Origin of the sequence: Christiangramia forsetii KT0803, assembly GCF_000060345.1 — a bacterium.
Taxonomy (GTDB): domain Bacteria; phylum Bacteroidota; class Bacteroidia; order Flavobacteriales; family Flavobacteriaceae; genus Christiangramia; species Christiangramia forsetii.
Genome location: NC_008571.1, coordinates 72,758 through 93,026, shown reverse-complemented (window position 1 = coordinate 93,026; position 20,269 = coordinate 72,758). Strand labels below are relative to the sequence as shown.

At 41.4% G+C, this 20,269-nt stretch carries 6 protein-coding genes and 1 tRNA gene; 3 read left to right on the top strand and 4 right to left on the bottom strand.

Translation table 11 applies throughout. From position 1 onward, the window contains the following. Positions 1-164: 164 nt before the first annotated feature. Positions 165-383 (top strand): VF530 family protein, encoded by a 219-nt coding sequence (locus GFO_RS00295; RefSeq protein WP_011707988.1) that lies wholly within the window; start codon positions 165-167, stop codon positions 381-383. A gap of 122 nt (positions 384-505) precedes the next feature. Here the strand turns inward: GFO_RS00295 and GFO_RS17190 are convergent, their stop codons facing one another. The 4 genes from GFO_RS17190 to GFO_RS00280 form a co-directional block, all read right to left on the bottom strand. Then, complete coding sequence (locus tag GFO_RS17190; RefSeq protein WP_011707987.1) at positions 506-973, bottom strand: IS110 family transposase; 468 nt, start codon at positions 971-973, stop codon at positions 506-508. 87 nt (positions 974-1,060) lie between these two features. Beyond that, positions 1,061-1,471, bottom strand: a complete 411-nt coding sequence (locus tag GFO_RS17185) for an IS110 family transposase (RefSeq protein ID WP_011707986.1) — start codon at positions 1,469-1,471, stop codon at positions 1,061-1,063. 391 nt (positions 1,472-1,862) lie between these two features. Then, positions 1,863-3,938: a dipeptidyl-peptidase 3 family protein gene (locus tag GFO_RS00285; protein WP_011707985.1), complete on the bottom strand. Its 2,076-nt coding sequence runs from the start codon at positions 3,936-3,938 to the stop codon at positions 1,863-1,865. A 469-nt stretch (positions 3,939-4,407) separates the two neighbouring features. Next, a complete protein-coding gene (locus GFO_RS00280; protein ID WP_011707984.1) occupies positions 4,408-5,796 on the bottom strand; it encodes a dipeptidase in 1,389 nt (462 codons plus the stop codon). A 304-nt stretch (positions 5,797-6,100) separates the two neighbouring features. On the opposite strand from GFO_RS00280, the gene GFO_RS00275 reads away from it, so the two are divergent. Both GFO_RS00275 and GFO_RS00270 read left to right on the top strand, forming a co-directional pair. Beyond that, positions 6,101-6,185 (top strand) — tRNA-Leu (locus GFO_RS00275). A 488-nt stretch (positions 6,186-6,673) separates the two neighbouring features. Beyond that, positions 6,674-20,260, top strand: coding sequence for an Ig-like domain-containing protein (locus GFO_RS00270; RefSeq protein WP_011707983.1), 13,587 nt, complete (start codon positions 6,674-6,676; stop codon positions 20,258-20,260). Positions 20,261-20,269: the final 9 nt, after the last annotated feature.

The window sequence follows — 20,269 nt, the reverse complement described above, 5'->3', positions numbered from 1 at the left end:
AAAATGGACAATTGATAAATCTCTGAATAGGCTTTGAAACAAGTTTAGAATGAAATAATCTTTCAATTGTCATTTCGAAGAAGTGAAACGACTGAGAAATCTAGTTTCAAAAGAGATTTCTCCCGCTGGTCGAAATGACATAAGGTAATTCAAGAATATTAACTATGGAATCACAACCAAACAACCCATTACACGGAATAAAACTGGCTACTATCGTAGAAGAACTGCAAAAGCATTACGGTTGGGATGGACTCGCCGACCGAATCAATATTAATTGTTTTAAAAGCAATCCTACCATAAAATCCAGTCTTAAATTTTTAAGGAAAACTCCATGGGCTCGGGAAAAAGTGGAAAGACTTTATTTGAAGACCGATTTTAAATAGCATACCGATTCGTTATACTTGCGATAACTTTAACAAGTCACTGCGAGGGAGTAAAATGACCGACGCAATCTATTAACTAACATTATGAGATTCCTACGGCTTCACCTCAGAATGAACTGTGCTTAAAAACAAACTTTTGGCTGATGATTTTCATCAAATACTGTTTTGTTTTTAGCAATCGCGAAAGCTTGTTTTAAGAGCTTATTGGCGATAGCTATTTTAATTACCCTTTCCGGTTTTCCTTTCTTTCTCAATCGCTCATACATTTCCGCACAGCCCTTATTGTACCTTTTAGCTGTCCAGCTACACATATATAGTAATTTCCTTATCTGGGACTTTCCCATTTTACATATATGTCCTTTTCCCTTGATGCTGGTGCCCGATTGGTATATTCTGGGACTAAATCCTACATAAGCAATCAGTTGTTTATAATGTTCGAATTTGTCAAAATCAGCGGTAATGGCAATCAACATAATAGCCGTTTTATCTCCTATCCCAGGAATGGAAGTAAGTGATCTTAGGGTTTGTTTATATTCTTCTTTACCCAGGACAAGCATTTGTCCTTCCAATTTTCCCTTCTCTTTTTCCAATTTTTTCAGGATACTTTTAAAACTTTTCCCCAGCTCTTTGCAGACAGAACCACTGTCTTCAAAAGCTCCTAACTGGTTCTTTGTTTGTTACAACTGCTTGTTCAATAATTCAATAGAACTATGAAGCTGCTTCATATCTTTGATATGCCTGGGTTCAGGTTTCCATTCTTTCATATCTTCCTCCATCTTCAAGGCATAGTTGCGGATAACCTCTGCATCTTTTTTGTCTGTTTTGGCACGGTTGAAGTTCATTTGGCTAAAACGTTTAACCTTTAAAGGGTTTACCACAAATACTTGGATATTTTTATTGAACAAAAAAGTAGCCAGGTTCAGATAATAAGGGCCAGAGGCTTCCATTACCACTCCGATGCTATTATCAATGTGTTTCAGCAACTTTTTAAAACCATTTTGATTGTTGTCGAATACTTCCTGCCCATTTTCAGAAAAGGAAACATCAAAGGTTTGTTTACTAATGTCGATTCCAATAAATTTGTTCATACTGTAACTTTTAATGAAGTGCTATTATTTTATCAATCCTAAATGCAGGCTCTTGGCCTAATGAACTGTTCAAAATTTAAGCACTGGGAGAAAGGGGCAAGCATTCAGAACGGTCTTTAAGACAAATGACAAATAATTGCCTTGCTCTTTCTCCCTTTATTATTAACCTACAAAATAATGGATTAACAATAAAATAAGTCCTATCTACAAACATAGGATGACATTTTCAAGTCATTTCGAAGAAGTAAAACGACTGAGAAATCTCATAACGGAAATTTAGCTACTAAGAGATTTATCCCCTTGGTCGAAATGACAACCAACATTACCTACAGTCTGGAAATAGAAAAGCGCGGCAATTGCCACGCTTTTTTTATGTTCAGAAGAAGAAAGTTTACATTTCTGCTTCTGCAGTCTCTTCTTTCTTAGCTTTTTTCTTTTCAGTTAAAAAGCTATAATTTTTAGAGTACATCATCATTTGCTCTTCAAAAGATGCAGGTTGAGTTACTTTAATGGCAGTAATCTCTTCCTTTTCATCCATTTCAGCAACCAATACCGGATTAATGAATCCGCTATATGGAGCCGATTTGAATTTCGCATTTCTATCCAACACCTCTTTATGAATCTTCTGGTCTACTTTTACACCGTAGTTCTCTACCAGATTTTTAGCAGCTTCGTAATCTCCTTCAGATTTGATACGCTGAGTTTCTTTAAGCAATTCACCAAAAAGCTCACGTAATTTCTGGTAATCCTTAATATCATAATAAGTCTTACCTTCTTTTTCCACTTTTTCGATCACTCCTTCGTCTTTACCTTTTTCAAAAACCCAGGCACTTACCCATTGGCGGTTTCTCATGTGAGCTTCTTCTACATCTTCTCCAGGCTCCAGTCTCACCAATTGAGTCATTAATCCGTTACGGATATAATCGTTGTAAGCAGCTTTCCCCAGTTCTTCAGAATTATCTGTAAGACCAAGTTCTTCCAGTTTTGGATCCATCAAATAATAAAGCCCTACAAGATCTGCACGACCTTCTTCCATGGTTGAAGCATAACTCTTCAAAGTTTCCTTTGTAGTCCCTACTCCTTTATTCAATTGCCCGGAAGCATGACCTACTACCTCATGAAGTGCTGTATGTAATTTATCTGCCTGATTTCCGTATTTTTCTGAAAGGGCAATTTCCTCTTCATCATGAGCAAATTCCTTTAATTTATTAGTTCCTCCGGCATTTTCATAAGCATTGATAATATTTCCTAAAGAAACCGATTTACTTCCATGTTGTTTTCTAATCCAGCTGGAATTTGGAAGATTTACTCCAATTGGAGTACTTGGTGCAGCATCTCCAGATTCCCCGGCAACGATCACTGTTTTGTAAGTAACTCCTACTACAGAATCTTTTTTATGCTCGTCCATGATTGGAGAATTATCCTCGAACCACTGAACGTTCTGTTCTACTTTGCTCATTTTCGCCGACATATCAAAATCTTTGATCTGAACAATGCTTTCATAAGATCCGGTGTAACCTTTTGGATCGTTATATACCTCAATAAACGAGTTGATATAATCTATATTCCCTTCGGTAGCTTCTACCCAGGCAACATTATACTCGTCCCAGGTTTGAAGATCCCCAGTATTGTAATAATCGATCAAAAGACCTAAAGCATTCGCCTGCTTTTCATTTTCAGCAACGCCTTTAGCTTTTTCCAGCCACTTTATGATTTCATCTATCGCGTCTCCGTAAAGTCCGCCGCTCTTATAAACCTTTTCTACCAATTTTCCATTTTCCTTCACCAACTTGGTATTGATTCCATATGCCAATGGCTTTTCCGGATTTGGAGATTTTTTATTTGCATAGAAGGCATCCACCTCGTCGGCAGTTACATCAGCTCCATACATATTAATTGCAGAACCTTTTAAAAGTCCATCAGCTTCATTAAGATTTACTTTTTTAGCATCCTTTTCGCTGAAGATCACTTCGTAAGCCTCTCCGGTAAGATCGGTATTGGTTTCTTTCAATAAAGTATCGAAATATTCTTTGCTGAATTCCGGCTTCAATTTAGCATTTGAATAATGATGGTGGATACCGTTACTAAACCATACTCTTTTTAAATAGGTTTCAAAAGTATCCCAATCATCACCAGATTTTTCTCCTTCGTAATTAGCGTAGATATTCTCTAATGCCCCACGAATTTTCAGGTTATGACGATAGTTCTGATCCCAGATAATATCACGTCCTGAAAGCCCCGCCTGGGTTAGGTAATAAACCAGTTTTTGTTCTTTCAAGCTTAAATTCTCCCACCCCGGGATTTGATAACGCAGGATCTTAAGGTCTGCAAATTCATCTGCCTGAAAATCGAAATCTTCTGAAGTCTTTTCTGTCTGAGCTTTATCTGCTGTATCCTTTTTATCCTCGTTACAGGACACAAAAGTTAGCGCTGTAGCTAATAGACACGTACTTACTATTTTGTTCATGTTGTTAAAAAATTTGAGGTGCAAAGATATAAAAACGAGGAATCAAAATTGAATATTCTGATTCCTCGTTTTGCTACATATATTTTAGCATCTTATGATAACGTTCCGTCTCTATAGTTTCGGAAAGCCAATTGGGAAGTCACTGCGAGGGAGTGTAACGACCGAAACAGTCTCAATAATACTAGATATTGCTCAGATCTATGAGATTCCTTCACTTCGTTCGGAATGACAGAAAAAATAGATGTCATTTCGATGAAGCAAAGCGACTGAGAAATCTGATTTTAGAAGTTAATCTTGCTTAGAGATTTCTCCCGTTGGTCGAAATGACAATCAACAAAAGACGTTTGTTAATTTAAGTTCATCACTATGTACCTGCGAGGGAAGTGTAACTGCCAAAGCAGTCTCAATCATACTAGATATTGCTCAGATCTATGCGATTCCTTCACTTTGTTCGGAATGACAGTTAAAATTACTTACTCATTTCCGTAAAGTGCTTGTAAAACCACGGAATGGTTTCAATGCCTTTTAGATAATTCCACACCCCAAAGTGCTCATTTGGAGAATGGATCGCATCAGTATCCAAACCAAAGCCCATTAAAATGATCTTACTATCCAGTTCTTTTTCAAAAAGGGAAACAATGGGAATACTTCCCCCGCTTCTCTGCGGAATTGGTGTTTTTCCAAAGGTTTCCTCATACGCCTTACTCGCCGCCTGGTAACCAATTGTATCTATTGGAGTTACATAAGGATAACCGCCATGATGTGGTTTCACCTCTACTCTTACAGAATCTGGCGCCAGACTTTCAAAATGCTTTTTGAATAACTCGGTGATCTCTTTATGATCCTGGTTAGGCACTAAACGCATAGAAATTTTTGCATAGGCTTTTGAAGGAAGTACCGTCTTAGCTCCTTCTCCAATATAACCTCCCCACATTCCGTTCACATCAAGGGTTGGTCTTATGGAGCCTCTTTCCAGGGTCGAATAACCTTTTTCACCATGAACGTCTTTGATATCCAGTTTTTCTTTATACTCTTCCAGGCTGAAAGGAGCTTCCGCCATTTTAGCTCTTTCTTCGTCGCTTAAATTCTCCACATTATCATAAAACCCGGGAATAGTAATATGATTATTCTCGTCTGTTAACTGAGCGATCATGTCACTTAAAATATTCAGCGGATTTGCCACTGCTCCACCATAAAGTCCTGAATGCAGATCACGGTTGGCACCGGTCACTTCAACTTCCACATAAGAAAGTCCGCGAAGTCCTGTGGTAATAGAAGGAGTATCTTTTGAAATCATTCCGGTGTCTGAAATAAGGATCACATCATTCTGAAGTTTTTCCTTATTTTCTTTAATCCACCATTCCAAATGTTCACTACCTACTTCTTCTTCCCCTTCGATCATGAATTTCACGTTACATGGAAGTTCATCATTCTGAGTCATATATTCCATGGCTTTTACATGCATATACATCTGACCCTTATCATCACAGGAACCTCTGGCGAAAATGGCTCCTTCCGGATGGATCTTTGTTTCTTTGATCACGGGTTCAAACGGTGGTGAATCCCAGAGATCTAATGGATCTGGCGGCTGAACGTCATAATGTCCATAAACCAGCACTGTTGGCAGATTCTTATCAATGATCTTTTCAGCATACACTACAGGGTGACCGGGAGTTTCTGAAACTTCAGCCAGGTCGCAACCCGCCTCCAGCAATCTTTTCTTTACTGCTTCTGCCGCCTTAAGCATATCAGATTTATTTGCAGGATTGGCTGAAATTGAAGGGATCTTTAAAAGATCTATCAATTCCTCCACAAACCTGTCTTTATTATTTTCTAAATATTCTTTTATTGAATCCATGAATTTAATTTCAAGTTTGCGTAAAGTTACTAAGATATGATTGGAAACTAAACTTCATAACTCGCGTCTTTTCATAAGTCTGCCCTAAATTTTCTCAATTTTTCTAAAAAAATTATGATTCAGGGATATTCTGATAATCAATAGCTTGAAAACATCCAATTTCAGACGTTCATCATTTCAAATAATTTTTTCAATATTTTCTTGCATCAGTATTTGAAATTTAAAAACTATAATTATATTTGCACCCGCTTAAGTAATTAAGCAGGGAATCACAACGAGTCCTAAGTGTTGTGAAACTTTAAATGCGGGCGTGGTGGAATTGGTAGACACGCTAGACTTAGGATCTAGTGCAGCAATGTGTGGAGGTTCGAGTCCTCTCGCCCGCACCAATAAAAAAGCCGACTTTAACGAGTCGGCTTTTTTATTGCAGGTATAATTTAGGTACTAAAAGATATTTCCCTTCCTATAATCAATCTGAAACCGTTTATCATGAAACATGCGCCGCTTAAACTGTTAATGATACCGTCTATCATTATTCCATTTTAATCGCTTTTAATAGTTCATATTTTTGCTTCGGCTAAATAAATTTTGTAGATATTTCTAATCTCTCACTTATGCTATGTTTTTTTGTTTCAATGGCTTACAGCCGATTGCCAAAAAAAACTTTAATTTTTAAATATCATCGATTATAACCACTGTTTTATCGATGAAAACTCATATTTTAACTTAGTTTTAAGATCTTTAGTCACTACAATACGTATATATTAACAACCCAAATCTTTTATTCATGAAAAAGAAACTCCAAGGTCGATAAGGGGATATGTCTATATCTAATAAATTCTCAATCTCTGTTTATACAATTTTCTAAATTTCTAATATGAAGAAATTTTTACCCCTCGGAATATTTTTTATTCTTCTTATAATATCCAATACGCACCTTTCTGCACAAACAAAAGGACTTATATATAAAAAAGCTGCCGGAAGTGGTCAGGCTGTTTTAGATCCTAATGTAGATGGTTATTCTTCTGAAACCAATCAGGGATTTTTTCAAAATGATGAAACTGAGAGTGAAATTCCTTACACTCCGCTCCCTTCTGTAGGAGCTTCAGAACCAGATAGTGACTTAGGACCGGGCCCGGATTGTAAATTTACAGACCTGGTAAAATCTGAAGACAACAATACCATATACACTTACATGGATGGCGAAAATCTTATGTTTCGCTTTCGTTTGGGTGGTACCGCTGAAAATTCTAAAGGATATTCTATTCTCATTGATACCGATCAAAAATTTGGCGCCTCAGATCCCAATAGTATTCCCGGAAATCCTGGTTTTGAAATTGAAGTTGTTTTACGAACTAATTTTGGAGTTGGTCTTTATGATGTAGATGGAACCGTTTCTCCTGGAGAAATTGGAGATGCTGTTACAGATAGGCCTTATGATAATTTTGCTCAAAAAAGTATTGCGCTTTCTGAAATTTGCGGAGATGATGATTACTTCTATGATTTCTACATCCCGTTCGCTGATATTACTGCAGCTTTCCCTTCTATAACAGTAGATACTCCGCTACGAATGGTAGGAAACACGGTGATCAATCCGAAAGCTGCAACAGGGAATAACGGAATTTCCGATTTAGGAGGAATTGACGATACTACGGGAATAACCGATGGTTTATGGGAAGAGCTAATCAATGTTTTTCCTCCAACCAGTGTTACCGAAATTGGATCGGGAGCTACATTACCTCCCAGAGCCGCCTGTCCTTCAATTACAGGACCTATAGCTGTAGGTGCCACATCAATTACCGGAACATCTTCTGAGGTGGATGGTACAACTATCGAAGTTTTTCGTGACGAGGTTTCACAAGGAACTACCTCAGTAAGTTCAGGAAGCTGGACATTATCGGGATTAATCCCGGCGGAAGGGAACGAAGTTTTTTCTGCAACAGCAAAAGTTTCTGAAGCGGTCGCTTCATCTACAGGGACTTCAGAAAAATCAGAATCATATTCAGACTGTAACGAAACAACTGTAGGGGCTACCTGTTCTTCACCTCCATTTGGATTTGGAACTGCTAACGGCGGAAAAACATTCACAGGATCTTCCCCAGCTACGGGAGATTATGATCTGAAGATTTACAATGCCGATGGAAGTCGTTTAAATGGTCTTGATGAAAATCCAAAGGGATACCCACCAGGTGACTGGAGCTGGGTATTTACCGCTAAAGGAAGTAAAATCCCTGCTGGTGTTTATTACTTCACAATAACGGAACCCGGAAAATGTGAATCTTCAAAAGCAGAATTTTGTTATGATACCACTTCAACTTCTTCAGCTCCGGTAATATCTAACACTCCAATACTTGAATCTGATACATCTATAACCGGAACAGCAACTAACGGAGCCATCGTTACTTTAATTATCAATGGGGAAGAACAGAAAGTTTTTAACGCAACTGATGGTAACTGGAACTTTGACGTGTCTGGATTGTCCCAGGGAGATGAAATTCTAATACGATCTGTAGAATCTGGAAGCTGCAAGGCCGAAACTTCCGCGACTGTGAGTTCACAATCTGCTACTCCTATAGTTACTGGTGAATACTGTCTTTCTGGAGGAATGACCGTAAATACTGTAAATGGCGTATCATCAGAGGATGCAGGTTCAGAAATAAAAATTTATTCCAGCTTAACCGAAGGTGGAATGGCAAACCTGGAAGGAACAACAACCGTAAAGTCTAATGGTTCCTGGACAGCCACAGGTTTAAATATACTAATTGGAAGATATATTTCTGCAACAGCTCAGACTTCAGGAGAAATTGTAAGTGAATTTTCAAATGAAGTTCTTGTAAGAAGCAAAACTCCTTCCCCAAATCTGAGTATTACTTCTGATCCTATTGTGGAAGGAGACGCGACCATCACCGGTGAAGCCCTTGCCAGTACGAGTGTTGAATTAACTATTCAACTATATATGGATGGGGTAGCTATTGAAGGTGCTACGGCAACAGTTAATCAGGTAGTTGGTGTAGCCTCTGTCCAGGAATGGACCATTACTGGTTTAGACACGCCTTTCAATAAATTATATGCTGGAGGAGAAGCAACAGTCACTGTAACCAGCCCTACGGTAGACTTTTGCGAGAGTGATCCTTCTAATGGAGTAACTGTTCAGTGTAAACAACCGGCCTCACAAGTATTTGGTGCGACAACGAGCACAACCGTATGCCAGAATGAAACCATTACCTTTCAGGTAAATGACACTGAAGAAAATATAGTTTACGAACTGATAGATCAAACCAATACCGGGATTGGACCGGCCCTACTTGGAACAGGGTCTTCAATTTCACTTACAACTTTTGGTTTAAAAACTTCAGTTACAGATGTCAGAATCCGCGCACAAAAAATCGGGATAGTTTGCGATAGAATTATAATCCCTTCAATACCGGTAACTGTAAACCCTTTGCCTGCTATCACACTTGGAACCAATCCTATTATAAGTGATAGTGAAACTTCGGCATTTATTAGCTACACCAATGCTATTAACAATCCTGTAAATTATGTATTAGATTTTGATTCGACAGCCAATTCAGCAGGCTTTGTGGATATTTCAACAGCTATAAGTCTCCCTACATCACCGATTGAGATTTCGGTACCAGGTTCTGCAACAGAGGGTATCTATAATGGGATTATAAGAGTATTAAATCCCACAACTGGCTGTTTTTCTGAAAATATTGCTTTTACTATCACTATAGATGCTTCGGCCCCTCCTGCAGTTAATTTTATCATTGATGCAATTAATGATATTGTAATTAGTGAAAATACATCATATACAGGCCCTACGCCGGTTCTTTCTGGAGATACGCCGGTTGGAAAGGTGACCTACACCCTTGGAGGTGAAGATGCTGGTAGTTCTAGCATTAATGCCGACAGCGGGATAGTAAGCATGGTTGCCCGGGATTTTGAAAATCCTGAAGACGATGATACTAATAACACTTATGAACTAATAGTAATAGCAACAGATACCGAAGGCAATTCAGATAGTGAAGCCTGGGCAGTTCAAATAAGTAATGAGAACGAAAACCCCCTAATTACGACTAATGCAGGTGCTCCCACCCATGAGGTAGACTATGCTGAAAATAGCACCGGTAATGTGATCGATTGGGATGCTACCGATGTCGATGGAGAAACTGAAAATGGTGGCGGACTTACCTACTCGCTAAGTGGAAGTGATGCAGCTTTATTTAATTTAGATACAGATACGGGAGAACTCACTTTTAAGGTTGCTCCTGATTTTGAAGGAAGTGGTGATAACGAATATGAAGCGATCGTCACGGTAACTGATGGAACCCTGACCGATACTCAGACCCTCACGGTGAATGTGACCGATGTCACCGAGACTGCCGACTTTACCATTAACACCATCAATAATGCCACGGTCGATGAAAACAGCAAATACACCAGTGTAACCCCTGGTTTGACAGGAGATGCTCCTATTGGAAGTGTAACCTATACCATTAGTGGAGCCGATGCTTCCCTGTTTGAAGTCAATGCCAATACTGGTGTAGTGACCTTGACCGAAAAAGATTTTGAGAACCCCGCCGATGCCAATACCGATAATGTATATGAAGTGACCCTGACTGCTACCGATGACGATGGAAATACTGATTCCGAAGCATGGACGGTTGCTGTGCAGAATATTGCAGAAACGGTAAGCTTTAGCATTGATCCCATCGAGGATGATAATGTAGTTGAGAATAGCGCCTACACCAGTGAGACCCCATCCATTACCGGAGGGCCTATTGGAACGGTGACCTACACTTTGAGTGGAGATGATGCTGCTGACTTTACCATCAATTCCAGTAATGGGGTGGTGAGTATGATCGCCCGCGATTTTGAAAACCCGGTAGATGTTAATACCGATAATAGTTATGAAGTAACTATCACCGCTACCGATTCCGATGGAAATACTGACTCTGAATCATGGAGCGTGAGTGTGACCGACGTTATTGAGACGGCTGATTTTACTATCAATTCCATCAACAATGCCACCATCGATGAAAACAACAAATACACCAGTGTAACCCCTGGTTTGGCAGGTGATGCTCCTATTGGAAGTGTAACCTATACCATTAGTGGAGCCGATGCGGCCCTATTCGAGGTCAATGAAGATACCGGTGTGGTGACCATGACCGAAAAAGATTTTGAAAACCCGGCCGATGCCAATACCGATAATGTATATGAAGTGACCCTGACTGCTACCGATGACGACGGGAATACTGATTCCGAGTCCTGGAGCGTAAGTGTGCAGAATATTGCAGAAGCAGTAAGCTTTAGCATTGATCCTATTGCCGATGCCAGTGTCGCTGAAAACACGGCCTATACCAGTGAGACCCCATCCATTACCGGTGGGCCTATTGGAACGGTGACCTACATTTTAAGTGGGGATGATGCGGCTGACTTTACCATCAATGCCAGTACCGGGGTGGTGAGCATGGTCGCCCGTGACTTTGAAAACCCCGTGGATACCGATTCTGATAATAGTTATGAAGTAACTATCACCGCTGCCGATAGTGATGGGAATACTGACTCTGAATCATGGAGTGTAACGGTTACAGATCAGACCGAAGCAGCTGATTTTACAATCAATACCATCAACAATGCTACGGTCGATGAAAACAGTAAATACACCAGTGTAACCCCTGGTTTGGCAGGAGATGCTCCTATTGGCAGTGTGACCTATACCATCAGCGGAGCCGATGCTTCCCTGTTCGAAGTCAATGCCAATACCGGAGTAGTGACCATGACCGAAAAGGATTTTGAAAACCCGGCCGATGCCAATACCGATAATGTATATGAAGTGACCCTGACTGCTACCGATGACGATGGAAATACTGATTCCGAAGCATGGACGGTTGCTGTGCAGAATGTGAGCGAAGCGGTAAGCTTTAGCATTGATCCCATCGAGGATGATAATGTAGCTGAAAATACTGCTTATACCAGTGAGACCCCATCCATTACTGGAGGACCTATTGGAACGGTGACCTACAGTCTCAGTGGAGATGATGCTGCTGAATTTACCATCAATTCCAGTAATGGGGTGGTGAGTATGATCGCCCGCGATTTTGAAAACCCGGTAGATACCGATTCCGATAATAGTTATGAAGTAACTATCACCGCTACCGATTCCGATGGAAATACTGATTCTGAAGCATGGAGCGTGAGTGTGACCGATGTCACCGAGACTGCCGACTTTACCATTAACACCATCAATAATGCAACCATCGATGAAAACAGCAAATACACCAGTGTAACCCCTGGTTTGGCAGGTGATGCTCCTATTGGCAGTGTGACCTATACCATCAGCGGAGCCGATGCTGCTCTGTTTGAAGTAGATGCTGATACCGGCGTGGTGACCATGACCGAAAAAGATTTTGAAAACCCGGCCGATGCCAATACCGATAATGTATATGAAGTGACCCTGACTGCTACCGATGACGACGGGAATACTGATTCCGAGTCCTGGAGCGTAAGTGTGCAGAATATTGCAGAAGCTGCTTCTTTTACCATCGATGCAATTGCAGACGATACAGTAGTAGAAAACACGGCGTATACCAGTGAGACCCCATCCATTACCGGTGGGCCTATTGGAAGTGTAACCTATAGCCTTAGTGGGGATGATGCGGCTGACTTTACCATCAATGCCAGTACCGGGGTGGTGAGCATGGTCGCCCGTGACTTTGAGGCTCCCGTAGATACCAATACCGATAACATCTATGAAGTAAGCATCACTGCTACTGATAGTGATGGGAATACCGATTCTGAATCATGGAGTGTAAGTGTAACTGATCAGACTGAGACAGCTGACTTTACTATCGATGCTATTGATGATGCCACAGTAAATGAGAACAGTGCCTATACCGGACCTACTCCAACACTGGCAGGAGACACTCCTATTGGAAGTGTGACCTATACCATCACCGGAGCCGATGCTGCTTTGTTTGAAGTGGATGAAAACACCGGCGTGGTGACCATGACCGAAAAAGATTTTGAGAACCCGGCAGATGCCAATACCGATAATGTATATGAAGTGACCCTGACCGCTACCGATGCTGATGGAAATACCGATTCCGAAGCATGGACGGTGAGTGTTCAAAATATTGCAGAAACGGTAAGCTTTAGTATCGATCCTATTGCAGATGCCAGTGTAGCTGAGAACAATACCTATACCAGCGAGACCCCATCCATTACCGGAGGGCCTATTGGAACGGTGACCTACAGTCTCAGTGGAGATGATGCTGCTGACTTTACCATCAATTCCAGTAAGGGGGTGGTGAGTATGATCGCCCGCGATTTTGAAAACCCCGTAGATACTGATACCGATAATAGTTATGAAGTAACCATTACTGCAACCGATTCCGATGGGAATACTGACTCTGAATCATGGAGTGTGAATGTGACCGATGTTAATGAGACAGCGGATTTTACCATTAACACCATCAATAATGCGACCATCGATGAGAACAGTAAATACACCAGTGTAACCCCTGGTTTAGCAGGTGATGCTCCTATTGGCAGTGTGACCTATACCATCAGTGGAGCCGATGCTTCCCTGTTTGAAGTCAATGCCAATACCGGTGTAGTGACCATGACCGAAAAAGATTTTGAGAACCCCGCCGATGCCAATACCGATAATGTATATGAAGTGACCCTGACCGCTACCGATGCCGACGGAAATACTGATTCCGAAGCATGGACGGTTGCTGTGCAGAATGTGAGCGAAGCGGTAAGCTTTAGCATTGATCCCATCGAGAATGATAATGTAGCTGAAAATACTGCTTATACCAGCGAGACCCCAAGCATTACCGGAGGACCTATTGGAACGGTGACCTACAGTCTCAGTGGAGATGATGCTGCTGACTTTACCATCAATTCCAGTAATGGGGTGGTGAGTATGATCGCCCGCGATTTTGAAAACCCGGTAGATGTTAATACCGATAATAGTTATGAAGTAACTATCACCGCTACCGATTCCGATGGAAATACTGACTCTGAATCATGGAGCGTGAGTGTGACCGATATCACCGAGACTGCTGATTTCACCATTAACACCATCAATAATGCGACCATCGATGAAAACAGCAAATACACCAGTGTAACCCCTGGTTTGGCAGGCGATGCTCCTATTGGCAGTGTGACCTATACCATTAGCGGAGCCGATGCGGCCCTATTCGAGGTCAATGCCAATACCGGGGTAGTGACCATGACCGAAAAAGATTTTGAGAACCCCGCCGATGCCAATACCGATAATGTATATGAAGTGACCCTGACCGCTACCGATGCTGATGGAAATACTGATTCCGAAGCATGGACGGTTGCTGTGCAGAATGTGAGCGAAGCGGTAAGCTTTAGTATCGATCCTATTGCAGATGCCAGTGTAGCTGAAAATACTGCTTATACCAGTGAGACCCCAAGCATTACCGGAGGACCTATTGGAACGGTGACCTACAGTCTCAGTGGAGATGATGCTGCTGACTTTACCATCAATTCCAGTAATGGGGTAGTGAGTATGATCGCCCGCGATTTTGAAAACCCCGTAGATACCGATTCCGATAATAATTATGAGCTAACCATCACCGCTACCGATTCCGATGGAAATACTGATTCTGAATCATGGAGCGTGAGGGTGACCGATGTCACCGAGACTGCCGACTTTACCATTAACACCATCAATAATGCGACCATCGATGAGAATAGTAAATACACCAGTGTAACCCCAAGCCTGGCAGGAGATGCCCCTATTGGCAGTGTGACCTATACCATTAGTGGAGCCGATGCTGCCCTGTTTGAGGTTAATGCAGACACCGGTGTGGTGACCCTGACCGAAAAAGATTTTGAGAACCCAGCTGATGCCAATACCGATAATAGTTATGAAGTGACCTTGACTGCTACCGATGCGGATGGAAATACTGATTCTGAATCCTGGACGGTGAGTGTAGAAAACGTTAACGAACTGACTACGATAAACGATGATACTCCTACAACAAATGAGGATACTGTGGTGGATATCGATGTGGTCGCCAATGATACCGATGTGGATGATAAATCCGCGGTAACCAGTGTGACTCAGCCAGCCAATGGTGCAGTAAGTATCAATGATAATGGCACGGTGAAATATATACCAGATGCAGATTTCAATGGGGAGGACACGTTCTCTTATACCAATTCAGAAGGCAATACCGGTACAGTGACCGTTACAGTAAATTCTATAGATGATGAAGCAATTTATACCATAGCCGATCCTAAACCGATCAATCAATATGAAAACGACGATGTACTGGCAACAGTTGCTGATGCGGATGGTGAAATTGTAAATGCTGAACTGACCGATGGTAATCTTCCGGCTGGAGTGATTCTGAATGAAAATGGAAGCCTTTCAGTTGAAAATGCTGATCTTCTGGAAGCAGGTGATTATAGTTTCGAGATCACCACTACCGACGAAAATGGCGGAATTACCAGTCAGACCATTGTGCTTAGTTTCGGAGAAGATTCTGATGCCGAAGCAATTTATACGATTGCCGATGCCAAGCCGATCAATGAATATGAAAACGACGGAGTACTGGCAACAGTTGCTGATGCTGATGGTGAAATTGTAAATGCAGAACTGACCGATGGCAATCTTCCTCCAGGTGTTATTTTAAACGCTGATGGAAGTCTTTCAGTTCAAAATGCTGAGCTATTGGAAGCGGGTGATTATAGTTTTGAGATCACTACCACCGATGAAAATGGCGGAATTACCAGTCAGACCATTGTGCTTAGTTTCGGAGAAGATTCTGATTCCGAAGCGATCTATACCATCACCGATGCTAAACCGATCAATCAATATGAAAACGACGATGTACTGGCAACAGTTGCTGATGCGGATGGTGAAATTGTAAATGCGGAACTGACCGATGGCAATCTTCCGGTTGGAACATCTTTAAATGCTGATGGAAGTATTGAAGTGAGTAATGCTGATCTTCTGGAAGCCGGTGATTATAGTTTTGAGATCACCACTACCGACGAAAATGGCGGAATTACCAGTCAGACCATTGTGCTTAGTTTCGGAGAAGATTCTGATACCCAAGCGATCTATACCATAGCTGATGCCAGGCCGATCAATGAATATAATAATGAGGATATACTGGCAACAGTTGCTGATGCGGATGGTGAAATTGTAAATGCTGAATTGACCGACGGTAATCTTCCTCCAGGAGTTATTTTGAACGCTGATGGAAGTCTTACAGTTGAAAATATTGATCTATTGAAAGCCGGTGATTATAGTTTTGAGATCACTACCACCGACGAAAATGGTGGAATTACCAGTCAGACGATCGTATTGAGTTTTGGAGCAGATTCTGATGCCGAAGCAATTTATACGATTGCCGATGCGCGTCCGATCAATGAATATAATAATGAGGATATACTGGCAACAGTTGCTGATGCGGATGGTGCTATTGTAAATGCTGAACTGACCGATGGTAATCTTCCGGCTGGAGTGATTCTGAATGAAAATGGAAGCCTTTCAGTTGAAAATGCTGATCTTCTGGAAGCCGGTGATTATAGTTTCGAGATCACCACTACCGACGAAAATGGTGGGATTACAAGTCAGACGATAATCTTAAGTTTTGGAGCGGATTCTGATTCCGAAGCGATCTATACTATAGCCGATGCCAAGCCGATCAATCAATATGAAAACGACAATGTACTGGCAACAGTTGCTGATGCGGATGGTGAAATTGTAAATGCTGAACTGACCGATGGCAATCTTCCTCCAGGTGTTATTTTAAACGCTGATGGAAGTCTTTCAGTTCAAAATGCTGAGCTATTGGAAGCAGGTGATTATAGTTTTGTTATCACTACCACCGATGAGAATGGCGGAATTACCGGTCAGACCATCGTATTGAGTTTTGGAGAAGATTCTGATGCCGAAGCGATCTATACCATAGCCGATGCGCTTCCGATCAATGAATACGATAACAATGATGTACTGGCGACAGTTGCTGATGCGGATGGTGAAAGCGTAAATGCTGAACTGACCGATGGAAATCTTCCTCCAGGTGTTATTTTGAACGCTGATGGAAGTCTTTCAGTTGAAAATGCTGATCTTCTGGAAGCCGGTGATTATAGTTTTGAGATCACCACTACCGATGCCAATGGCGGAATTACCAGTCAGACGATCGTATTGAGTTTTGGAGAAGATTCTGATGCCGAAGCGATCTATACCATAGCCGATGCGCTTCCGATCAATGAATACGATAACAATGATGTACTGGCGACAGTTGCTGATGCGGATGGTGAAATTGTAAATGCAGAACTGACAGATGGCAATCTTCCTCCAGGAATTATTTTAAATGCTGATGGAAGTCTTTCAGTTGAAAATGCTAATTTATTGGAAGCGGGTGATTACAGTTTTGAGATCACCACCACCGATGAAAATGGCGGAATTACCAGTCAGACCATTGTGCTTAATTTCGGAGAAGATTCAGATGCCGAAGCGATCTATACGATTGCCGATCCTAAACCGATCAATGAATACGATAACAACGATGTGCTGGCAACAGTTGCTGATGCTGATGGTGAAATTGTAAATGCTGAAATGACCGATGGTAACCTTCCGGCAGGAGTCACCTTAAATGAAGATGGAAGTCTTTCAGTTGAAAATGCTGATCTTCTGGAAGCGGGTGATTATAGTGTTGAAATCACTACCACCGACGAAAATGGCGGAATTACCAGTCAGACCATTGTGCTTAGTTTCGGAGAAGATTCTGATACCCAAGCGATCTATACCATAGCTGATGCCAGGCCGATCAATGAATATAATAATGAGGATATACTGGCAACAGTTGCTGATGCGGATGGTGAAATTGTAAATGCTGAATTGACCGACGGTAATCTTCCTCCAGGAGTTATTTTGAACGCTGATGGAAGTCTTACAGTTGAAAATATTGATCTATTGAAAGCCGGTGATTATAGTTTTGAGATCACTACCACCGACGAAAATGGTGGAATTACCAGTCAGACGATCGTATTGAGTTTTGGAGCAGATTCTGATGCCGAAGCAATTTATACGATTGCCGATGCGCGTCCGATCAATGAATATAATAATGAGGATATACTGGCAACAGTTGCTGATGCGGATGGTGCTATTGTAAATGCTGAACTGACCGATGGTAATCTTCCGGCTGGAGTGATTCTGAATGAAAATGGAAGCCTTTCAGTTGAAAATGCTGATCTTCTGGAAGCCGGTGATTATAGTTTCGAGATCACCACTACCGACGAAAATGGTGGGATTACAAGTCAGACGATAATCTTAAGTTTTGGAGCGGATTCTGATTCCGAAGCGATCTATACTATAGCCGATGCCAAGCCGATCAATCAATATGAAAACGACAATGTACTGGCAACAGTTGCTGATGCGGATGGTGAAATTGTAAATGCTGAACTGACCGATGGCAATCTTCCTCCAGGTGTTATTTTAAACGCTGATGGAAGTCTTTCAGTTCAAAATGCTGAGCTATTGGAAGCAGGTGATTATAGTTTTGTTATCACTACCACCGATGAGAATGGCGGAATTACCGGTCAGACCATCGTATTGAGTTTTGGAGAAGATTCTGATGCCGAAGCGATCTATACCATAGCCGATGCGCTTCCGATCAATGAATACGATAACAATGATGTACTGGCGACAGTTGCTGATGCGGATGGTGAAAGCGTAAATGCTGAACTGACCGATGGAAATCTTCCTCCAGGTGTTATTTTGAACGCTGATGGAAGTCTTTCAGTTGAAAATGCTGATCTTCTGGAAGCCGGTGATTATAGTTTTGAGATCACCACTACCGATGCCAATGGCGGAATTACCAGTCAGACGATCGTATTGAGTTTTGGAGAAGATTCTGATGCCGAAGCGATCTATACCATAGCCGATGCGCTTCCGATCAATGAATACGATAACAATGATGTACTGGCGACAGTTGCTGATGCGGATGGTGAAATTGTAAATGCTGAACTGACCGATGGAAATCTTCCGGTTGGAACATCTTTAAATGCTGATGGAAGTCTTTCCGTTAAAAATGCTAATCTTCTGGAAGCTGACGATTATAGTTTCGAGATCACCACAACCGATGAAAATGGCGGAATTACCAGTCAGACCATTGTGCTTAGTTTCGGACAAGATTCTGATGCCGAAGCAATTTATACCATAGCCGATCCTAAACCGATCAATAAATATGAAAACGACGATGTACTGGCAACAGTTGCTGATGCCGATGGTGAAATTGTAAATGCGGAACTGACCGGCGGAAATCTTCCGGCTGGAACAATCTTAAATGCTGATGGAAACATTGAAGTAAGCAATGCTGATCTTTTAGAAGCGGGTGATTATAGTGTTGAGATCACTACGACCGACGAAAATGGTGGAATTACCAGTCAGACGATCGTGCTTAGTTTCGGAGAAGATTCAGATTCCGAAGCAATCTATACCGTAGTCGATGCTAAGCCGATCAATCAATATGAAAACGACGATGTACTGGCAACAGTTGCTGATGCTGATGGTGAAATTGTAAATGCTGAACTGACCGATGGTAACCTTCCGGCAGGAGTCACCTTAAATGAAGATGGAAGTCTTACAGTTGAAAATGCTGAGCTATTGGAAGCGGGTGATTATAGTTTTGAGATCACTACCACCGATGAAAATGGCGGAATTACAAGTCAGACGATCGTATTGAGTTTTGGAGCAGATTCTGATCTTGATAATGACGGATTATTTAATGAAGAGGAAATTGCTCTGGGAACAGATCCTGGAAATCCAGATTCTGACAATGATGGCTTAACCGATGGAGAAGAAGTTCTGGGTATTGATGATGATTCCACAGATATAATACCAGAAGGAGTCAGCGATCCGCTTAATATTTGCGATCCGCTCCAAACTTCTGCTACCTGCGATCTCGATAACGACGGATTAACGAACGAAGAAGAGGCTTCAGCGGGAACCGATCCTGAGGATGCAGATACAGATAATGACGGTTTAAATGATGGTGAAGAAGTAAATGGAGTAGATGATCCCTCAACAGAAACAATTGCAACGGGAGTGAGTGATCCATTGAATATTTGTGATCCAAATCCGATTTCAACAGACTGTCTTGAAGATGGACCGGGAGTCGTTCAAAAGTTATCTCCTAATGGAGATGGAATTAATGACTTCTTTACCATTGAAGGTCTGGAATTATATGAAGAGAATACCCTGGAAATTTTCAATAGATGGGGTGTACTTATCTATAAAGCCAAAGAATATGGCGAAAATGGAAATCTTTTTGGTGGAATTTCAGAAGGAAGGTTAACTGTAAGAAAAGGTGAAGAATTACCTGCAGGAACTTATTTCTATGTATTGAGATATAAAGACGGAGAATGGAAATCTAAATCGGGTTACTTATACCTCACACGTTAAAAAACTGAC

Bases quoted from the DNA above. Each gene is read 5' to 3' on its own strand.
- GFO_RS00285 (WP_011707985.1), bottom strand. From the start codon at position 3,938: ATGAACAAAATAGTAAGTACGTGTCTATTAGCTACAGCGCTAACTTTT.
- GFO_RS17185 (WP_011707986.1), bottom strand. From the start codon at position 1,471: ATGAACAAATTTATTGGAATCGACATTAGTAAACAAACCTTTGATGTT.
- GFO_RS00270 (WP_011707983.1), top strand. From the start codon at position 6,674: ATGAAGAAATTTTTACCCCTCGGAATATTTTTTATTCTTCTTATAATA.
- GFO_RS00280 (WP_011707984.1), bottom strand. From the start codon at position 5,796: ATGGATTCAATAAAAGAATATTTAGAAAATAATAAAGACAGGTTTGTG.
- GFO_RS00295 (WP_011707988.1), top strand. From the start codon at position 165: ATGGAATCACAACCAAACAACCCATTACACGGAATAAAACTGGCTACT.